The 18,124-nt window shown below is 39.7% G+C and carries 18 protein-coding genes; 9 read left to right on the top strand and 9 right to left on the bottom strand.

Translation table 11 applies throughout. The annotated features are described in order from the left end of the window. Positions 1-87 precede the first annotated feature (87 nt). Positions 88-834 carry a ferredoxin--NADP(+) reductase gene (gene fpr / locus M1F14_RS04045; RefSeq protein WP_042846681.1) on the top strand — a complete coding sequence of 249 codons (747 nt, stop codon included), beginning with the start codon at positions 88-90 and terminating at the stop codon, positions 832-834. Between the two features lie 89 nt (positions 835-923). Here fpr and M1F14_RS04040 read toward each other — a convergent pair whose 3' ends face one another. Further along, on the bottom strand, positions 924-1,343 hold the full coding sequence (locus tag M1F14_RS04040) for a DUF805 domain-containing protein (protein WP_042846682.1): 420 nt from the start codon (positions 1,341-1,343) through the stop codon (positions 924-926). Between the two features lie 36 nt (positions 1,344-1,379). Here M1F14_RS04040 and M1F14_RS04035 point away from each other — a divergent pair, with 36 nt between their 5' ends. The 5 genes from M1F14_RS04035 to M1F14_RS04015 all read left to right on the top strand — a co-directional run bounded on the left by M1F14_RS04035 (position 1,380) and on the right by M1F14_RS04015 (position 7,700). Further along, positions 1,380-2,009 carry a DUF1454 family protein gene (locus M1F14_RS04035; RefSeq protein WP_181468839.1) on the top strand — a complete coding sequence of 210 codons (630 nt, stop codon included), beginning with the start codon at positions 1,380-1,382 and terminating at the stop codon, positions 2,007-2,009. A gap of 178 nt (positions 2,010-2,187) precedes the next feature. Beyond that, positions 2,188-2,958, top strand: a complete 771-nt coding sequence (tpiA, locus tag M1F14_RS04030; RefSeq protein WP_042846683.1) for a triose-phosphate isomerase — start codon at positions 2,188-2,190, stop codon at positions 2,956-2,958. Between the two features lie 425 nt (positions 2,959-3,383). Continuing rightward, the gene (locus M1F14_RS04025; RefSeq protein WP_181468840.1) at positions 3,384-4,328 is read left to right on the top strand and encodes an OmpG family monomeric porin; all 945 of its coding nucleotides are present in this window, start codon (positions 3,384-3,386) and stop codon (positions 4,326-4,328) included. 425 nt (positions 4,329-4,753) lie between these two features. After that, positions 4,754-6,634 carry a glycoside hydrolase family 3 protein gene (locus M1F14_RS04020; protein WP_181468841.1) on the top strand — a complete coding sequence of 627 codons (1,881 nt, stop codon included), beginning with the start codon at positions 4,754-4,756 and terminating at the stop codon, positions 6,632-6,634. A 109-nt stretch (positions 6,635-6,743) separates the two neighbouring features. After that, positions 6,744-7,700, top strand: coding sequence for an OmpG family monomeric porin (locus tag M1F14_RS04015; protein ID WP_042846686.1), 957 nt, complete (start codon positions 6,744-6,746; stop codon positions 7,698-7,700). A 157-nt stretch (positions 7,701-7,857) separates the two neighbouring features. On the opposite strand, the gene M1F14_RS04010 is transcribed toward M1F14_RS04015, so the two are convergent. The 6 genes from M1F14_RS04010 to M1F14_RS03985 form a co-directional block, all read right to left on the bottom strand. Continuing rightward, positions 7,858-8,871 carry a sulfate ABC transporter substrate-binding protein gene (locus M1F14_RS04010; protein WP_042846687.1) on the bottom strand — a complete coding sequence of 338 codons (1,014 nt, stop codon included), beginning with the start codon at positions 8,869-8,871 and terminating at the stop codon, positions 7,858-7,860. A 238-nt stretch (positions 8,872-9,109) separates the two neighbouring features. Beyond that, entirely contained in the window at positions 9,110-10,087 is a 978-nt protein-coding gene (gene pfkA, locus M1F14_RS04005; RefSeq protein WP_042846688.1) for a 6-phosphofructokinase, read from the bottom strand. A gap of 404 nt (positions 10,088-10,491) precedes the next feature. Further along, complete coding sequence (locus M1F14_RS04000) at positions 10,492-11,436, bottom strand: phosphatidate cytidylyltransferase (protein ID WP_042846689.1); 945 nt, start codon at positions 11,434-11,436, stop codon at positions 10,492-10,494. Then, positions 11,433-12,074: a 1-acyl-sn-glycerol-3-phosphate acyltransferase gene (locus M1F14_RS03995; protein ID WP_181468842.1), complete on the bottom strand. Its 642-nt coding sequence runs from the start codon at positions 12,072-12,074 to the stop codon at positions 11,433-11,435. Before M1F14_RS03995 ends, M1F14_RS04000 begins: the two co-directional genes overlap by 4 nt. Before the next feature lie 230 nt (positions 12,075-12,304). Further along, positions 12,305-13,057 (bottom strand): M48 family metallopeptidase, encoded by a 753-nt coding sequence (locus tag M1F14_RS03990; RefSeq protein ID WP_048605737.1) that lies wholly within the window; start codon positions 13,055-13,057, stop codon positions 12,305-12,307. 228 nt (positions 13,058-13,285) lie between these two features. Then, positions 13,286-13,867 carry a HutD family protein gene (locus M1F14_RS03985; RefSeq protein WP_042846692.1) on the bottom strand — a complete coding sequence of 194 codons (582 nt, stop codon included), beginning with the start codon at positions 13,865-13,867 and terminating at the stop codon, positions 13,286-13,288. 354 nt (positions 13,868-14,221) lie between these two features. On the opposite strand from M1F14_RS03985, the gene M1F14_RS03980 reads away from it, so the two are divergent. Further along, complete coding sequence (locus tag M1F14_RS03980; RefSeq protein ID WP_181468843.1) at positions 14,222-14,752, top strand: hypothetical protein; 531 nt, start codon at positions 14,222-14,224, stop codon at positions 14,750-14,752. A 36-nt stretch (positions 14,753-14,788) separates the two neighbouring features. On the opposite strand, the gene M1F14_RS03975 is transcribed toward M1F14_RS03980, so the two are convergent. Together M1F14_RS03975 and M1F14_RS03970 are read right to left on the bottom strand one after the other, a co-directional pair. Further along, the gene (locus M1F14_RS03975) at positions 14,789-15,040 is read right to left on the bottom strand and encodes an ogr/Delta-like zinc finger family protein (protein ID WP_112860265.1); all 252 of its coding nucleotides are present in this window, start codon (positions 15,038-15,040) and stop codon (positions 14,789-14,791) included. A 50-nt stretch (positions 15,041-15,090) separates the two neighbouring features. Beyond that, a complete protein-coding gene (locus M1F14_RS03970; protein WP_181468844.1) occupies positions 15,091-16,215 on the bottom strand; it encodes a phage late control D family protein in 1,125 nt (374 codons plus the stop codon). Positions 16,216-16,369: 154 nt separating this feature from the next. On the opposite strand from M1F14_RS03970, the gene M1F14_RS03965 reads away from it, so the two are divergent. Together M1F14_RS03965 and M1F14_RS03960 are read left to right on the top strand one after the other, a co-directional pair. Further along, entirely contained in the window at positions 16,370-17,557 is a 1,188-nt protein-coding gene (locus tag M1F14_RS03965) for a phage tail sheath subtilisin-like domain-containing protein (protein ID WP_181468845.1), read from the top strand. A gap of 3 nt (positions 17,558-17,560) precedes the next feature. Continuing rightward, a complete protein-coding gene (locus tag M1F14_RS03960; protein WP_181468846.1) occupies positions 17,561-18,073 on the top strand; it encodes a phage major tail tube protein in 513 nt (170 codons plus the stop codon). Positions 18,074-18,124 lie beyond the last annotated feature (51 nt).

The following is an 18,124-nucleotide window of genomic DNA, read 5'->3' as shown; positions in this document are numbered from 1 at the left end:
AATCCTAATGATCCATTCCCTAGCTAATTCATGTAATCAATATGTCGTTTTAGTTAGTTTATTTTGAAATACTAAGAGGTGGAATTTATGGCAAATTGGGTAACTGGGAAAGTCATTGAAGCCAAATTTTGGACTGATGCATTATTTAGCCTTGTCATTGAGGCGCCAATTAAACCTTTTACAGCCGGACAATACGCTAAATTAGCACTGGAAATCGAGGGAGAAAGAGTTCAACGAGCCTATTCCTACGTTAACGCACCGAGCGATAACCGGCTTGAATTTTACTTTGTGATTGTTCCTGGAGGGAAATTAAGCCCACAACTTGCAAAATTAAAGCCTAACGATACCTTACAAATCACGGATGAAGCTGCCGGATTTTTTGTCTTGGATGAAATACCAGAATGCAAAAATTTATGGATGCTTTCAACCGGAACTGCCATCGGGCCGTTTTTATCCATCTTACAAGAAGGTAAAGACTTAGCGCGTTTTGATAATATCATCTTGCTACATGCAGTACGTTTTGCAAAAGATTTAAGCTATTTGCCTCTCATGAAAGCTTTAGAACAACAATTTCATGGGAAAGTTAAGGTTGTCACTGTCGTGAGCCGTGAACAGTGCTCAAACTCTCTCCATGGGCGTGTCCCCGCTCTCATTGAAAGCCATGCGCTAGAGAATGCAGTGGGTGTAACCCTTTCTCCTGATACCTGCCATGTCATGTTATGTGGTAACCCTGAGATGGTAAGAGATACGCGCGAAATGCTGAAAAATAGCCACGGGATGGTTAAGCACCTACGCCGAAAACCCGGCCATATTTCTAGTGAACAATACTGGTAAACAGGCCCAATAGACCCGCAACGTTAGCAATCATGTAAAAGTACTACCCTGAGAGATGCTCAGGGTAGTTTTGGCTCCATAGCCTCACGCTATAGATACTCAACGGGTTCTGTTTTCTCACCATACTGATTCGCACTTTCCATTCCCAAAAAAGCGCCGCAATCTAAAACCATGATCATGGTAATTAGCAAAGGTAAAAAACGGCCTATTCCCCATTGCCATATCGGCTCAAATTGGCTGACATCTATCGAAAACAGGGCAAATGCGAGTACGATTAACCCGAACCAGCCCCCTGACTTACCTCGGTCATGTAAACGCTTCACAAAAATCGCTGCTAGGGGATAAAGTAATACAATAAAGAAAACTAAAGAGAATATTTCAGGCAATAAAAATACATTTTGTAATAGTGCAACAGCCGTTATTAAAATAAAAGTGGCGGCAATACCTACCCAAAATGGCCGGCGACCGATACGACCTTTGAAGGAAAAAGCCCATTGTTGTAATGTCATTACCTATAATCCTGATACAATATGAAAACCCAAAGAATGAGTGTCAAAAAAATGCCCCAAACCTTATTTCGTTCTATATACGCCATCATAACCATTTTTGCGCTTAGTGTGCCACAATTGGTCTTGGCTCAGAAAGTGCCAACAATGCCAGATACCGACGTTGAAGTCGCCTATTTAGCTCCTGATGCCCCTTCTTTTGACCTCACCATTCCTAAATTGCGCAATCAATTTAACCAAACTTATAAAGATTTATATCTTCACGAATATAAAGTGATTGCCAGCCAAGACATTTCCGCACCTTATATTCGGGCAGCTTCTCGTATAAACCAATACATATACTCATCCGCGGTTTTAGAGCGTGGAAGCGAAAAAATTAAGAGCTTACAAATTACGCTACTCCCCGCAGAAAATAGCCAAGAAGCACAAGCAAACCAACAGTTAATGGAACGCTATACCATCGCAATTATCCACCAATTTGCCCCCGATGTCCCACTTGATAAAGCTCCTGAACTCACTGAGGCATTAAATAAAATTATGGCAGACAAAAACACAAACCGGGCTGAAGAAGCTCGCTTCGGGGTATTGAGGTATATTTTAGTAAAAAGTGACAATAATGTGCTTACTTTTGCTGTTGAACCGATTAAGCTAGAACAACAAACGCCCTAAACGGGTAGTGATCACGCTCTCAGAATAAGCATGATAAAAAGCAAAGCTATTATCATCTATTGTTCTTATAATACGAAAGGTGAATGGCGACAAAACTGTCACGTTGCGCGTACAACATCAGCGCGTAATGAATAACTTATTGATTAATCATTCAAACTCTCTGGTTGGAGGAAACAACATGCGACATCCATTGGTAATGGGTAACTGGAAACTAAACGGCAGCACCCATATGGTCAATGACCTGATCGCAGGTCTGCGTAATGAACTTAGCAGCGTTGATGGCTGCGATGTAGCAATTGCGCCACCAGCAATCTACCTGACTCAAGCTAAACATGCATTGGCAGGTAGCCGTATTGCATTAGGTGCACAGAACGTTGACGTTAACCTGTCTGGCGCATTCACAGGCGAAACATCTGCTGAAATGCTGAAAGATGTCGGTGCCAAGTACATTATTATTGGTCACTCAGAGCGCCGTACCTATCACAATGAAAGTGATGAATTTGTTGCTAAAAAATTCGCTGTATTAAAAGAACAAGGTTTAATCCCAGTTCTGTGCATTGGTGAAACAGAAGCAGAAAATGAAGCAGGTAAAACTGAAGAAGTCTGTGCTCGCCAAATCGATGCTGTACTGAATTCATTAGGCGCAGAAGCATTCGAAGGTGCAGTAATTGCTTATGAACCAATTTGGGCTATCGGTACTGGTAAATCCGCAACTCCAGCCCAAGCACAAGCAATTCATAAGTTTATCCGTACTCATATTGCGAAAAAAGATGCTGCAATTGCTGAGCAAGTGATCATCCAATACGGTGGTTCTGTGAATGCAAGTAATGCTGCTGAGTTATTTACTCAACCAGATATTGACGGCGCTTTAGTTGGTGGTGCATCACTAAAAGCTGACGCATTTGCAGTCATTGTAAAAGCAGCAGCTGAAGCGAAAAAAACTAAATAACCTTATTAGGTTATTCATGTTTATTCTTAACCGCCATTTATTGGCGGTTTTTTATTAGATAATAGTTATATTTAATGGAATATATTAAATACTTTCTAATACTTTTTATTCACATAATAAAATATAGCTTTAGATTTAAAATCTGAAGTTATTTAAATTTAAAATAATTAAAATTAATCTTCAAATTAATTAATAAACAAATGATTAAGAAAAACCAGAGAGCATAATTAAGACAACATTCAAATATAAAAAAAGTAAAAATAAAACCATTAAAATCAATTGGCTATATAGATTTACTCTTTTCCATTACAAATATCATTCCTCATAAATCAAATAATAACAGTAGACTAAAAATAAAATATAATTCAGATTTATCCAACTTAAAAAATCAACAATGATTATTCATCTCATCATAAAGGATAAATATGAAATATATAGTTAGTCTAATTTATAGCATCATAATTATATTCCCGACTATTTGCTTTTCTGAAAAAAACCAGGATGCTTGGCATATAAAAACCAATGTTTATCTAGAAATAGAAGAATATCGCGGTCAACGTGATGCATTCAACAATAAAGTCTACGACAAAATCAGCACTGTTGGGAAATTAAAGCTAACCAACCCCGCATCAGACTGGCATTTTGCTCTAGAACACAGGGAATCATTAAGAAACCATGGGCGTAATTTTAGCCCATCTCGGGACGCTTATATTCGCAACCGAACCCAATTTGATATCACAAAGAAATTGGTTAAATCAAAACAATCTGATCTCGACCTTAGCTTCCGCTATCGTAAAGAATCCAATGACTCTGCTCCAGGCACCAAAGCTCGCTCATCAAATCGCTTATATGCATTAACGCCATCAGGTAACTATTATTTTAACGATAATTTGTCATTTAATTTTTGGCTTTCTTATCTTTACTATAGTAACTATTTTAATTCTAATAGTTATGAAGCAGAAACAGAATATGGTATCACTTATCAACATTCCGATGCATTGAAAGCCAAACTAACCGTTTATATAGATAAACTATGGGATAACAGTTTCAGTGACCGGTTTATGCAGTCACAGCTTCGGGCATATTTTCCCATTACTCTTAATGACAATTGGCAGTTTACACCTTACTTTCGCTACTATTTAAGCGAACACACTTATGATGAAAACCATTACTTAACGCAAAAAGCTAAAAATGGTTTCCGAATTGGTGCTGATGTAGAATACCATGTTACTCCCTCATTAACTTTATGGGGAGGTGCCGCTTACGAACCCACTACATGGCAATATTCTAAAAAGAATGACATCACCTCTGGCGATAATAATAAACAAGTACTCTATCTTGGAAAAATTGGGGTAAAATATACTTGGTAACCCTTAATTCATAGGGCTTAGTTATTTTTTACAGAAAAATAAGCCACGTTGCTTTTATATGTGGCTTTAATATTTTTGCTCGCCATTTACTAATTTTATAAAATTAAATCAAATAAAAACCAAATTGCCCGATGAAACAATAAAGCATAAACAAGATACAAAGATATATATACTATTTAACCATATTTAAGGCTTAGGTCACACAACGAAATAATACCAAAATGAAATTATTCCAGGTAATAATAAACTATTCCGGGATAATTATTGTTTAATATCATACAAATGAATCTACTATATCTAAGTCACTATTTCCTCGCTATTCCCATTACCTTAAAATGAAGAATAGTATCAACTGTGATTTTTCTCACATCATAAATAAATTTTGGCACTTATTATTCCTCGAAAAATAACCTAGAGAAAATAATATGAAAAAGCTTACCTTACTGGCTGCATGCCTTTTCAGTACATGGTCAATCGCCGACCCAATGACACAAGCCCAGCTCAATGATTTATGGAAAAATAAACAAAAATCAGCTGAAGAAATCGTTAATAACATGTCTGAAGCAGAAAAAATCGGCCAGTTATTTATGTTGGATTTCAGATATTGGAATAACGATAGCAATGGTGACCCAGCCCCATTCCTTGCTATGAATGATGAAGTCTCTAAAGTGATCAACCAATACCATTTAGGGTCTGTTATTTTATTCCGTGAAAACTTAATAGATACACCACAAACCGTTGAACTTATTAATCAATTACAATCATCTCGTAGTAATTTACCCTTATTTATCGGTACCGACCAAGAAGGCGGATATGTAACACGCTTGAGAGTTGGGACTGAAATGCCGGGAAATATGGCCTTAGGCGCGACTCGTAACCCCGCACTTACTGAACTGACAGGGATGATCCACGGATATGAGTTATCTAGCCTTGGGTTTAACATCAACTTTGGCCCTGTCGTTGATATTAATAACAACCAAAATAACCCTGTGATTGGTGTCCGCTCATATTCTGATGATAAAAACCTAGTTGAAACATTGTCCACCAGCTATATAAAAGGGATACATAAATATAACCTACTGACTTCTATTAAACATTTCCCAGGACATGGTAATGTTTCCGCCGATTCCCACGTTGATTTACCTGTGGTGAATTCTGATACAAAAACGTGGCATTCTACTGAACTCGCCCCATTTAAATATGCTTTAGCACATGGCGCAGATGCGGTCATGACCGCTCATATTATTGTCCCTGCCCTTGATGACCATAAAATCACAACGTTGGCGGGGAAAAAAGTTGGCACCCCAGCAACCTTATCCAAACCTATTTTACACGGTATCTTACGCGATGAGCTAAAGTATGATGGGCTAATTATCACTGATGCAATGGACATGGGGGCAATAGCTGACAACTTTGACATTAATTGGGCCGTCGAAACATCACTGTTAGCGGGTTCCGATATTGTATTAATGCCAATAAAGATGTGGGATACAGAAGCAATTACACGCCTAGATAACATGTATCGTTACTTAGAAACACAAGCGGCGAAAAACCCTGAGTTAAAAAAACGTATTGATGAGTCGGCAAAACGAGTCGTCTTGAAAAAACTTCAACAAGAAATTACGGCGCAGCCTATTAACCTCACTGAGGCTAAACAAATTGTAGCGTCTAAAAGCCATAAAGACCTAGAAAATATGGTTTCTGAACAAGCAATTACATTAATTAAGAATGATAATATCTTGCCCTACCAGCTAAAACCTCAAAACCGTATCTTAGTTATTTCTGATGAAAAACCACGTAATGCGTTAATCCAGAAACAGTTAAGTGATATTGCGGAAGAAACAGACGTAATCATTAATAGCAGCGACAATGTAATAAAACTAAATGAAAATACGCTATCAAAAAGCGAGGCTAGAGATATCGTTAAAAAACAAGATTTAATTTTACTGACAACCTATAACCTGAAAGATACCCCAACAAATGCTCAGCTAATTATTGATGCTGCTAATAACGCAAATATACCGCTTGTTGTTATTTCTTCACGTAATCCATATGACATTGCCTATTTAAATGATGTTAAAGCTAACATTGCTATTTATGGGATCACTGGCTTCGATGTGACTAATAATAACCGCAATTCGTTGGAAACTAATATCCGTAGCGGGCTACGTACGCTGTTTGCTAACCGCGCTGCACAACCTCTAAACCCACCTCAAGGGTTGCTCCCCGTCAATATCAAAAACCCACAAGGGGACAAAATCCTATTCCCTTATGGTCATGGTGAAAACTACCACACCACATATTAATTCTTATTAACAAATTAGCCTTTATACCTCCACGGTATAAAGGCTAGATACTGACGTCCGTCATAACGGCACTAAAAATAAAAAACACATAAAAAAATAAAGGGTTAAAATGAAAACTTCACTGAATGGTTTATTTCTTACCGCACTATCTGGGCTAACAGCATCTGCTTTTGCGGCAGAGCCAGTAAACAATGATTATTGGCGAATATCTTCTAACGTATATATGGAACTCGAAAAATTTGAAGGCCACCATAATACTAATGATCGCAAAGTTTTTGATAAAACCAGCATGATAGGCCAGCTATTTTTAGTTAACCCAGAGTCAAAATGGAGCTTTTTCCTTGAGCACAAGGAATCATTACGTAGCTATAACCACGACTTTTCAACTTCAAAAGATTCGTTTATTCGTAACCGTACACAAATTGGTGCAACGCGAAAAATGTATTCAAGTGATATTGGGCAGTTCAACTTAAATGTAACTTACCGAAAAGAATCAAATGATTCTGCACCAGGTACACAAGCACGCCCATCGAATACCATGTTTTGGTTAATGCCTAGTGGAACCTATAATTTTAACGACAAATGGGCATTTAACTTCTGGGATGCGATATACCACTACGATAATTTCCATGCAGCGAATAGTTATGAGTGGGAGTCTGAACACGGTTTAGTCTATAAAATCAATGATTCTGCAACCGCAAAAGTCTATATGTATACCGACTGGACATGGGATAAAGACTTCAATAAGACGTGGGAACAAAACCAAATTCGCGGCTACTTCCCAATAACACTCAACCAAGATTGGAGCGTTATGCCTTATTTTCGCTATTATTTAAATGAACATAACTATGATAGTAACAAACGTACAACGCAAAAAGTGAAGGATGGCTATCGCGTCGGGACTCAAGTTTTCTATAACTTAACACCAAAACTCACTCTTTGGGGTGGCTTCGCCGTTGAGCCAAGCACTTGGGAAAACCCTAAAAATGCTGGGATCACCTCTGGAAGCAACAACCGCCAAACCTTCTATCTTGGCCAATTAGGTGTGAAATATCAGTGGCAATAAATTAACCTCATTCCTAGTCTGCCCCTCACAGGCTAGGAATGATATCCCACTGATTATTAGTTAGACTCAAAATAGTTCGCGCTAAGCTCCCCTAGATGCATACACCAGTGGTTAATCAACGTAGCCAACAGCACTACAGTGTGAAATATAAAACGTATTAACGCTGAATAATTTCATCAAACACCCCACCATTGGCAAAATGCGTGCTTTGTGCCGCCTGCCATCCGCCAAAGCTTTCATCGACGGTCAGCAATTTAAGCTCAGGAAACTGCTGACGATATTTTTTAGCAACTTCACTATTTCGTGGGCGATAATAGTTTTTCGCAGCGATTTCCTGCCCTTGTAAGGAATATAAATGGGCTAAATAAGCTTCAGCAACAACTCTGCGGTCTCGTTTATCAACGGTTTTATCCACCACAGCAACTGTTGGTTCAGCTAAAATAGAAATGCTGGGTGTCACTATTTCAAACTGGCCATTTTCCCCTAATTCATTGATAGCGAGTAACGCTTCATTTTCCCAAGCTATCAATACATCACCGATCCCACGCTCAACAAAGCTATTCGTTGCACCACGAGCGCCGGAGTCTAATACTTCAACATTTTGATAGAGCCGCTTTACAAATTGCTTTGCTTTTTCAGAGTCTTGTTGGTTTTTATCTAAGGCATAGCCCCATGCGGCTAAATAATTCCAACGAGCCCCCCCAGATGTTTTCGGGTTAGGCGTCACCACAGAAACATCCGGACGAATTAAATCATCCCAATCTTGGATATTTTTGGGGTTATCTTTGCGGACTAAAAAAACAATAGTCGATGTATAAGGAGCTGAGTTATCAGGAAGTTTTTTGGCCCAGTCTTTATCAATACGGCCACTTTGCGCGATAGCATCCACATCATAAGCTAATGCCAATGTCACCACATCTGCTTCTAAGCCATTCATCACCGATATCGCTTGCTTACCTGACCCACCATGAGATTGGCGAACAGTCACACTATCGCCGGTTTTATTTTTCCAATAATCGCTAAACTCCTGATTATATTGTTGATAAAACTCTCGGGTTGGATCATAAGATACATTCAACAACTGAATATTTTTCGCCCAAGTGCCTGTAGTTAATACTAATAGCAACGCTGCTGCCAATCGAGACTTTGTCACCTGCCATGAATGCGTCATCTTTTACCCCATCAAGTTTTAGATAAGGAAGAGGCTGACAGATAGAATCAATTACGAGAAATAATTAAAAAGAAAAACTTATGCGTATGGGGAATATGTAGAATAAAAAACAAGCGGGTCGCAACAAGACTACAAAACGAATATTAACTCAACAACCTAGCTGTCTAGGGCGTAAAATAGCATCAAACCTGCACAGTAGAAACCAACCATGCAGGAGAGATTTGCAATTACAGAGGGATTAATACAATTTTTTCGCTGTATCGAACCAGTCTTTCTTGAAGACCCTTTTCATATTCATTACAGCATCAATAATATCATGGTGTACTAATTTCTCATTTTGGATACCAACACAACGCCCGCCATAGCCTTCAAGCAGCAACTGTATTGAATAAGCCCCCATGCGAGAAGCTAAAATACGGTCATAAGCCACTGGGGAGCCACCGCGCTGAATATGGCCAAGAACCGTCGCACGTGTTTCGTGATGCGTCTCTTGTTCAATATATTTTGCTAATTCACCAACATCACAAACGTGCTCAGTGATAGCTACAATTGCATGGCGTTTGCCTTTTTCGATGCCGCGTTTAATCTCTGATAACAGCTCTTCACGGTCAAATGCCATTTCCTGTTCTGGTAATACCAAAAACTCACAACCGCCGGCAATGGCTGCGGATAGCGTTAAGTCACCACAATAGCGCCCCATCACTTCAACAATAGAAATACGTTTATGGGATGTTGAGGTATCACGTAGGCGGTCAATCGCTTCAACAACGGTTTCAAGCGCAGTAAAATAACCGATAGTGTAATCCGTACCCGCGACATCATTGTCGATTGTCCCCGGCAGGCCAATACATGGGAAACCAGCTTCTGTCAGTGACTTAGCCCCTAAATATGAACCATCACCACCGATAACCACTAATGCATCTATATGGTTTTTCTTCAGATTTTCAAACGCAACAGCGCGCACTTTTTCATCACGGAATTGTGGGAAACGTGCTGAACCTAAAAAAGTACCACCACGGTTAATCATATCCGACACACTGTATCGGTCTAATTGTTTCATTCGGTTTTCATACAACCCGAGGTACCCATCAAAGATACCCATGACCTCTAAGCCTTCGCCTAGCGCTGCGCGTACCACGCCGCGGATCGCTGCATTCATGCCCGGTGCGTCACCACCACTCGTTAAAACCCCAATTCTTTTAATCTGCTTGACCATGATGACCTCTGATTAATGAATATAAAATTGCAAATCTATAAACTCATTGAGTTACTTAATTTTTTCGTGCTAACTGCGTTTAACTACAAAGCTGAATTGATTCACCTAGCGAATAATACGGCAAATAGGTGATTATGCCTCTGCTTTCCATCAAGCTTTTATGCTTTATTGTGATCTAGTTTACATAATTCTAGCTGATGACCCCAATAGGTAAATATTTCAGCACTAAATAAATGTAATGCCCTAGACTAACCAGCTATAGCCCTAGATCGCATCTTAGTTTGAAATAAAAATTAAGTATTGATGATAACACTTAAATTCATCCTATGCTGTATCTGTCAAACAAAAGAAAAGCACCTTACGGTGCTTTTGAATAAACGAACAAAAACGAAAACGAAATACCTTTATGTATAGTAATATCGCGTTAAATGGAAAAAAATTGGAGCAGCAAAACACAGTGAGTCAATTCTATCTAACATCCCCCCATGCCCCTCAATAATAGCGCCGAAATCTTTAATTCCGCTATCCCGCTTAATCGCTGACATGCATAAACCACCAACAAACCCCATAATCGTGATCGCTAATGACATCAGCCCGGCAACCCACCAGCTAAAAGGTGTCACCCAATAAAGGGATATCCCGATCAACACAGAAGATAAAATGCCACCGACAAAGCCTTCTATCGTCTTATTTGGGCTAAGTTTTGGCACAATAGGGTGCTTACCCATCAGTTTGCCAAATACATATTGAAGCACGTCTGAAATCTGCGTCACGATGATCAAGAAAAGTAATAATTTTGCATTTTCCCCTTCATAACCTTCAATATTTAACATCAACAAAGCAGGAACATGGCTTAAACAGAAAACAGCGACTAGCATTCCCCATTGAATTTTAGCGGTACGTTCAAGAAAATGAAAAGTATCCCCAGCTAAGGCAATTCGGGTCGGTAAAAACAAAAAGACAAAAACAGGAATAAAAATCGAAAATAACCCATACCATTCAATACCAACAAGCAAGTATTGCAACGGAATGAACACGAAGAAGCACCAAAATAGGGCTTCATGGTCACTTCTACGTGTTGGCGTTAACGTAATAAACTCTCTTAGTGCGAAGAATGATATCAAGGCAAATAAGATCACCACACCAATATTACCTAACACAACGGCAAGCACACAGATAATGCACATAACCCACCATGCACGTATACGCGCATTTAAGTTATCAATGGTTGGGTTACTTTTCTCACCAGAATAGCGATAAGCTAAAATGCCGCCGATCACACTCGCAAACACTAATATACCAAATACACCAGATAATAATAAAACGAGCTCACTGTCCCAAATACTCATGGCATCAACTCCTCAAGTGCTGCTTTTGCGCGTTGCAAAAACACCGTTTTATTTTCATTTTCCATTAGAGGTGCCAATGGCTGACCCACCATTGCAGAACAAATTATTGGAACAACAAGTTTGGTGCCTTTAGGTAATACCCGATTTAAGTTTTCCAAATACACGGGAACCACTTCAACGTCAGGATATTTTTTCGCAAGGTGATAAAGGCCGCTTTTAAATTGGCTCAACGTTTCGCCATCACCCCTTGTCCCTTCAGGAAATAAAATCAAAGAATGCTTAGCATCCAATACCGACTCAAGCGGTTGCAAAATAGCATTTTGTGCAGGTTTGCCCCCTTTTCTTTCCACCAATACTGCACGAAATACTTTATTAACAAGATAGCGGCGAAAAGGTGTTTTATCCCAATAGTCCTTCGCCGCTACAGGGTGAACAAAATGGCGCATAAGAGGGGGTAAACCAGACCAAATAACTAGGCCATCAAGGTGGCTTGAGTGGTTTGCATAATAAATACGGGGGGTCATTGATGGCTGGCAGCCCACCCAACGAGTGCGAACGCCTGTTAATAAACGACAAGTTCCCGATAACAACATGCCCATTCCCTTCGCGAGAAGAGAAATTTTCTGCACTTTTTCCATCTTTTTTCCTTGCTAGCGTTTTATCACAAGTAAAACTGCAAAATTACGAAAAAAACTGAATATCGTTAATTGGTTAAGATAGAGAGTCAATAACAAGAGTACAACGGGGTAAGTTCTGATTTATATCATCAAATAATATAAGGACAGCGATACTAAGACAAACAGCAGGGAATAACAAAGGTGTAGCGGCATGTATTTACGCCGCTACACTGAGTAGACAAAATTAATAATTATTTTTTGTCGGCCGCAATACGGTCACGAATATTTTGCGCACGTTCGCTTGATGGTGGGTGAGAGTCAAACATACTTGTCTCTTGGCTACCCATTTTGGCTAGTTTTTCAAAACCAGTCACTAAACCTTCCGTCTTAATGCCACGTTTTTTCAGCAGGTCATAAGAGAAGTTATCTGCTTGGCTTTCTTGGTGTTGAGAGAACTGAGAATTAACCAGTTTTTCACCTAGAGCAGCCAATTGAGATGCACTTAATTGTTCTGCAACGCCACCCACTGATGCAGCTGCTGTACGTGCTGCTACGGCACCGTATGCAACTTGCATAGCTTTACGTGTATGACCTAATGCAACGTGGCCCATTTCATGGCCTAAAACGCCTTCGACTTCGTTATCATTCATAACATCCATCAAGCCGCTATATACACGGACACAGCCATTTGCCATCGCCCACGCATTCACATCGCTAGTCAGATAAACTTTATAATTTACTGGAGTACCGTCAACTTCATTACCTAGTGCTTTTGCGATTTTATCTAAACGTTTAGCGTATTTGCTAGAAGCGGGAGCAATTTTGTTTTGTGCATCCATCTCTTTACAAGATTGATCGCTTAGCTGTTTAACATCTGAATCACTCAATGTTGCTGCTTGGAATAACTGCATACCAGAGTTAGTCAGCATCCCTTGGTCTAAGTTTTTACAGCCCGTTAAGATGACAGCAGAAACAGCGACCGCCACAAGTGCCTTCATTTTCATAGAACATTTTTCCTTTAGAATATATAAGTATTATATTTTTTAGTAATGCTAAAGCCTATAAATTCTGCGGAAAATAACAATAGGAATAAAGCCATAATTATTCAATATATGAATTTGATAATGTTTTTATTAAAATTGCAAATTTGTCAGAACATTGTTCTGACAAATAACACTTTAAACATTTAATTCACAGAAAATATGCGAATATAGAGTCATCATAAATTGCAACTACCTAATAAATAACTCAATTATACAAAAATCACTTTCCTTATTTTGTTCAAGACTAAAATTCAAGACCCGCTCATTCCCTTTAACCAATAAGGTTTCAGATTGATTTAAATAAACGTTTTCTAAATTGATTTCCATATTTAAACTATGGCTATTATTAAATATTAAAATTTCGTTGGCATCACTATGCCAAGAATTAGCTGACGTTGAATTAACCCATTGTAACCGAGCGGCATATTTTTCAGGGTTATAAATCAAGTTAAAATCACGAATGGGGCCGTTAATTAGTTCGGCATGTACGTCACTTTCACCATAAAAAGCAAAGAATGATTTAGATTTTAGTGCAACTGGCGCATTATTATCGACATGTAAAATAAGCCCATCCCCCTCTAGTACACCAATGATACGCTGCCGCCCCATAAAATGAGAAAATGGCCCCGCCGTTTTTACATCAGCAATCGACACTCGCCAATCAAAGTCATCTAAACCCTCACCATGACTACGAGCCACTTCAAGGGTTGAACCTTGGCCATTTTTCCAAGGCATATTGCGATAATCTTGTGTTGTTAATATCTGAATCATAAGGTGAACCCTGCTTTTGATGGATACGTTATTTTATCATAGCGACCCTGATTGAATTGCTAACTATAGCTAACAACTATAAATCAAAAGCGAGTGTTGCGATAAAAAAAAAGCCCCTAACAGGGGCTATAAAAGACAGGGATGGTGTTCATTATTAAAGCGTAACTGATTGTTATATAATTATTTATGATTCACGCCGTCCATGTTACGTCCACATCGACCATTATTGACCACAAAATGTAAAGCCTCAGATATTTTTCTGGGGCTTTACATTATCTATTCATATGAGTTCAATAGAGAGTATTGCTTAAGGTAAACTTATAAAACTTCACATCAAAAATGGAACCCAACAATATGAATTTCACTCTAAAAATCGGATGTATATTACTACCCTTTATATCCATGCCTATTATGGCGGGTGAATGGTATGCCTCATACCATGAAGATGAAATGAGAGGTACAGCAAGAAAAATTCTTACACTTTCCTCCCAAAATAAGCATGAATTTAGTTTCCCGTATGCAGGTGGTACATCAATGACATTAGTCCTAAGGTCTGCAAAAACAACATTAAAAAAAGAACAAAAACCGAGTGACCTAAAAGTATCTGAAGCTATAGTTTATATCGATAAAGGTCAATTTATCTGTCAAGCTTATGACCAATGCTATGTATCCGTGAAATTCGATAATAACCCAGTGGAAAAATACAGCGTATTGAAACCACAAGATCACAGCTCTGATTCATTGCTTATTAAAAATAGTAAAAAGTTTATAGAACAAGTAACTGATAGCCAGAAAGTAATCATCGAAGCCAATTTTTACCATGAAAGTAATAAGCAGTTTAAGTTTGATTTAACTAATATGGATAAAGCTAAAGTGTCAGATTAAAATATGTAATGCCCCTCAAATTGAGGGGCATTACATTCATATCAGCAACGAAAGTTGATTCTCGCCATAATGGCTTTTCGGAAACGCATCACCTGGTAATTTAAAATCAGCCGGTAACGGTTGAGGATTGGGAATCGTTAAATATCGCTCGACACTTTGTAATGTCGTAAACGTACAACCACATAAAACATTTTGACACTGATGATAACTGCGTTTTGTTTCTTCGGTTACTGGTTCACTCGTGCGAGTGTAAGATGCGGCGCCGCATTTTGGACAATTAAACGCCATTGTAAAGCCTTGGTTCTTGGGTTTGCCTAACCTAATTATAACACGTTATATCAATTGGTTGAATTATCACCATCGACCATATTGTCATTATCAATTTTTAATTCTAACTCCAACTGCGTTTGAAACCCGTTATCACTGATTTGATGCACTACGCGAGAAATGATCCACCGGTGGCTATCAATAACCGTTTTAAAACCAACCACCGCCGCCGGCATTTCAGGGTATAAATCGGCTCGCCCTCTTGCTAGGGTAATGTTAAATTCTGCTGCTCCTCTTTGCAGCTTTAACCACTTCGCCGCTGCTGCGCGCTTTGCGGTTTCTTCGGTCTTATATGTCTGACGTAACACATAAACATTACCCTCAGCCCCTTCTAAATACTCGCCCTCTTTGCTGCTAGACTTCGCCTTTTTCTCTTTTTTCGGCGTGGTCGTTTTTTTCTTTTTTCGCTTAACGCTTGTTGCGGGCTTTTTACCAAAATTCAAATCTAACCAATTGGCTTTAACGCCAGTGTAGGCGTCACGGTCTGCGACTCTAAAGCTGTGCTTGTCACCCACATCACGTTTAATTACCACCTCGGGTATGGGCGTTCCGCTTTGTGTTAAACCACGATTGGGAATAATAAACAGTAAGTTACCGTTTTTAATCGTCGCAATGGCTCCGAGCATTTCAGCCATACGGGATAAGAAACTAATATCGCTCTCGTTTGTTTGATCTGCGTGGTCAATTTCAATATCAATTAACTGTTTACTGACTGCAGGGGTTAAATTGTAGCGCCCTGCTATCGCACTCACGACCTTACCGACCTTGATATCGTGCCAACTGTACTCACGCTTAACGTTAAACTCTTGGCGAAAATCGGCAGACCTGGCAGTAATGATCACTTGGTCAGGCGCCCCGCTATGGCTGATTTCATCAACGGTAAAAATACCTTTGTGTACTAGCGGCTCTCTCAGCCAGCCAATCGCCACACTCACTTCAACACCACGCGGTGGTAACTCTATTTTTCCGTCCGTATCGTCAATGGTAATTTCCAGAGTATCAGCTTCAAAGCCGCGATTATCGGTTATCGTCAATCCAATTAACCGATCATTCAAACTCAGAATTTGCTTACCCCCTATCGTGATATCAAACGCCGGTTGTTTTACGAGATCAGAATCAAAATATTGTTCAAACATAGCCCCTCCCTGTATGCCGACACTTTCCCACATCGCGCGCGCGAGTTGGTATAGCTTTTCCTTGTCGTGTTGATGCAACAAGTCAAACCGCATGATTTTACAGGTTTTTATTACGACAATATCTGGACTGATATTATTCTAGTGAGGTTCAATCATGACTTATCATCACGGCATGGAAGTCAACGAGACAACAAAACTCACCACATTAATTCGTGACTTAAACACCTCAACCATTGGTGTTGTCTGTACGGGTGATGATGCGGATGAAAGTTTGTTTCCTCTCGATACGCCCGTCTTAATTACACGTATTGATAACGTGTTAGGCAAAGCCGGCAAAACCGGCACATTGTATAAAACGCTCAAAGCTATTTCTGACCAGTGTAGCCCAAAAGTTGTTGTTATCCGCGTGGCTGACGCTGCCAATATTAAGCCCGATGAAGGCGAAACCAAAACGCAGGACCAACTTGTAATTGGTGGGAATGGTGCCGATGGTCGTTATACCGGTATGTATGCCTGGTTAACCGCTAAAGCAAAAGTGGATGAAAAGCCGCGCATTCTGATCGCACCTTGGCTAGACACTAAGCCAGTTGCACTTCAAATGGCGATTTTTGCAGAGAAACTCAAAGCATTTGCCTATGTATCATCAAATGGCTGCACCACTATTTCGGAAGCAAAAGAATATCGCAAAGACTTTAGTCAGCGTGAAGTCATGGTGATTTATCCTGATTGGATAGGGTACAACACTGAAACAGCTAAAAATGAAATTGTTGCCTCACCGGCTATTGCTGCTGGCTTACGTGCTCGTATTGATGATGAGCAAGGTTGGCATAAATCACTATCAAACGTGCCGGTTAATGGTGTACTGGGTATTTCTGCAGACGTGTACTGGTCATTACAAGACAAAGATACCGACTCAAACGACTTGAACGAAAAAGGCATCACAACCTTAATCAAACATCAAGGTTATCGTTTTTGGGGCAACCGTACTTGCGATGAAGAAACCTATGTATTTGAAGTGTATACCCGCACCGCTCAAATCTTATCTGAAATGATCGCAGAAGCTCACTTTTCCTATATTGATAAGCAGCTTACCCCATCATTAATAAAAGATGTGATTGACGGCATTCAAAAGAAAGGTGACGAGCTAGTTACACAAGGTCGTCTACTTGGCTTTAATTGCTGGTATGACCCATCAGCAAACCCAACCACACAATTACGTGATGGTCATGCCGTTATCAAATATAAATACACGCCAGTACCACCGCTTGAGCGTCTAAGTTTAGAGCAGACCTTCACCGACGAGTATTTTGCCGTATTCAACCAATTAGGCTCAGGAGCGTAACACATGGGAATGCCTAAAAAACTCTATATGTTTGACCTTTTTATTAACGGTCAAACCTACCTTGGACAAGTAGAAGAGGTAACGCCCCCAAAACTAACGTTAAAAACGGAAGACTACCAAGGTGGGGGAATGCTCGGCTCTGTCGCACCACAATTCGGCTTTGAGGCTGGCGCGTTAGATATGGATATCACAATGGGCGGTCTAAACATTGAACTTATCAAAGATTGGGGCGGCACAATTGACGGTACACAGTTCCGTTTCGCTGGCTCTTACTACGATGATTCAACGGGTGAAACCACTGCCTATGAACTTCAAACTCGCGGACGTTTTAACGAACTTGACCAGGGAACCGCTAAAGCCGGTGACAACACTCAGCATAAGTACACGTTAAAAAATACGTACTGCAAGATCACGGCAAACGGTGAAACGCTCATTGAAATTGATTTACTCAACATGAAATGGATTGTGGGTGGTGTAGACCGCCTTGCCGAGCACCGCGCCAATATTGGTCACTAATTTCTAATAGCGTCACAGCGTGGCGCTAATACCCTCTTTTGATGGAGAATA

Source organism: Providencia sp. PROV003, assembly GCF_045040775.1.
Taxonomy (GTDB): domain Bacteria; phylum Pseudomonadota; class Gammaproteobacteria; order Enterobacterales; family Enterobacteriaceae; genus Providencia; species Providencia huashanensis.
The sequence above is the reverse complement of the archived record's forward strand: the minus strand, read 5'-3'. Positions and strand labels throughout refer to the sequence as shown.

Excerpts from the sequence above, each read along its gene's own strand:
- fpr (WP_042846681.1), top strand. The coding sequence starts at position 88 with ATGGCAAATTGGGTAACTGGGAAAGTCATTGAAGCCAAATTTTGGACT.
- M1F14_RS04040 (WP_042846682.1), bottom strand. The coding sequence starts at position 1,343 with ATGACATTACAACAATGGGCTTTTTCCTTCAAAGGTCGTATCGGTCGC.
- M1F14_RS04035 (WP_181468839.1), top strand. The coding sequence starts at position 1,380 with ATGAGTGTCAAAAAAATGCCCCAAACCTTATTTCGTTCTATATACGCC.
- tpiA (WP_042846683.1), top strand. The coding sequence starts at position 2,188 with ATGCGACATCCATTGGTAATGGGTAACTGGAAACTAAACGGCAGCACC.
- M1F14_RS04025 (WP_181468840.1), top strand. The coding sequence starts at position 3,384 with ATGAAATATATAGTTAGTCTAATTTATAGCATCATAATTATATTCCCG.
- M1F14_RS04020 (WP_181468841.1), top strand. The coding sequence starts at position 4,754 with ATGAAAAAGCTTACCTTACTGGCTGCATGCCTTTTCAGTACATGGTCA.
- M1F14_RS04015 (WP_042846686.1), top strand. The coding sequence starts at position 6,744 with ATGAAAACTTCACTGAATGGTTTATTTCTTACCGCACTATCTGGGCTA.
- M1F14_RS04010 (WP_042846687.1), bottom strand. The coding sequence starts at position 8,871 with ATGACGCATTCATGGCAGGTGACAAAGTCTCGATTGGCAGCAGCGTTG.
- pfkA (WP_042846688.1), bottom strand. The coding sequence starts at position 10,087 with ATGGTCAAGCAGATTAAAAGAATTGGGGTTTTAACGAGTGGTGGTGAC.
- M1F14_RS04000 (WP_042846689.1), bottom strand. The coding sequence starts at position 11,436 with ATGAGTATTTGGGACAGTGAGCTCGTTTTATTATTATCTGGTGTATTT.
- M1F14_RS03995 (WP_181468842.1), bottom strand. The coding sequence starts at position 12,074 with ATGGAAAAAGTGCAGAAAATTTCTCTTCTCGCGAAGGGAATGGGCATG.
- M1F14_RS03990 (WP_048605737.1), bottom strand. The coding sequence starts at position 13,057 with ATGAAAATGAAGGCACTTGTGGCGGTCGCTGTTTCTGCTGTCATCTTA.
- M1F14_RS03985 (WP_042846692.1), bottom strand. The coding sequence starts at position 13,867 with ATGATTCAGATATTAACAACACAAGATTATCGCAATATGCCTTGGAAA.
- M1F14_RS03980 (WP_181468843.1), top strand. The coding sequence starts at position 14,222 with ATGAATTTCACTCTAAAAATCGGATGTATATTACTACCCTTTATATCC.
- M1F14_RS03975 (WP_112860265.1), bottom strand. The coding sequence starts at position 15,040 with ATGGCGTTTAATTGTCCAAAATGCGGCGCCGCATCTTACACTCGCACG.
- M1F14_RS03970 (WP_181468844.1), bottom strand. The coding sequence starts at position 16,215 with ATGTTTGAACAATATTTTGATTCTGATCTCGTAAAACAACCGGCGTTT.
- M1F14_RS03965 (WP_181468845.1), top strand. The coding sequence starts at position 16,370 with ATGACTTATCATCACGGCATGGAAGTCAACGAGACAACAAAACTCACC.
- M1F14_RS03960 (WP_181468846.1), top strand. The coding sequence starts at position 17,561 with ATGGGAATGCCTAAAAAACTCTATATGTTTGACCTTTTTATTAACGGT.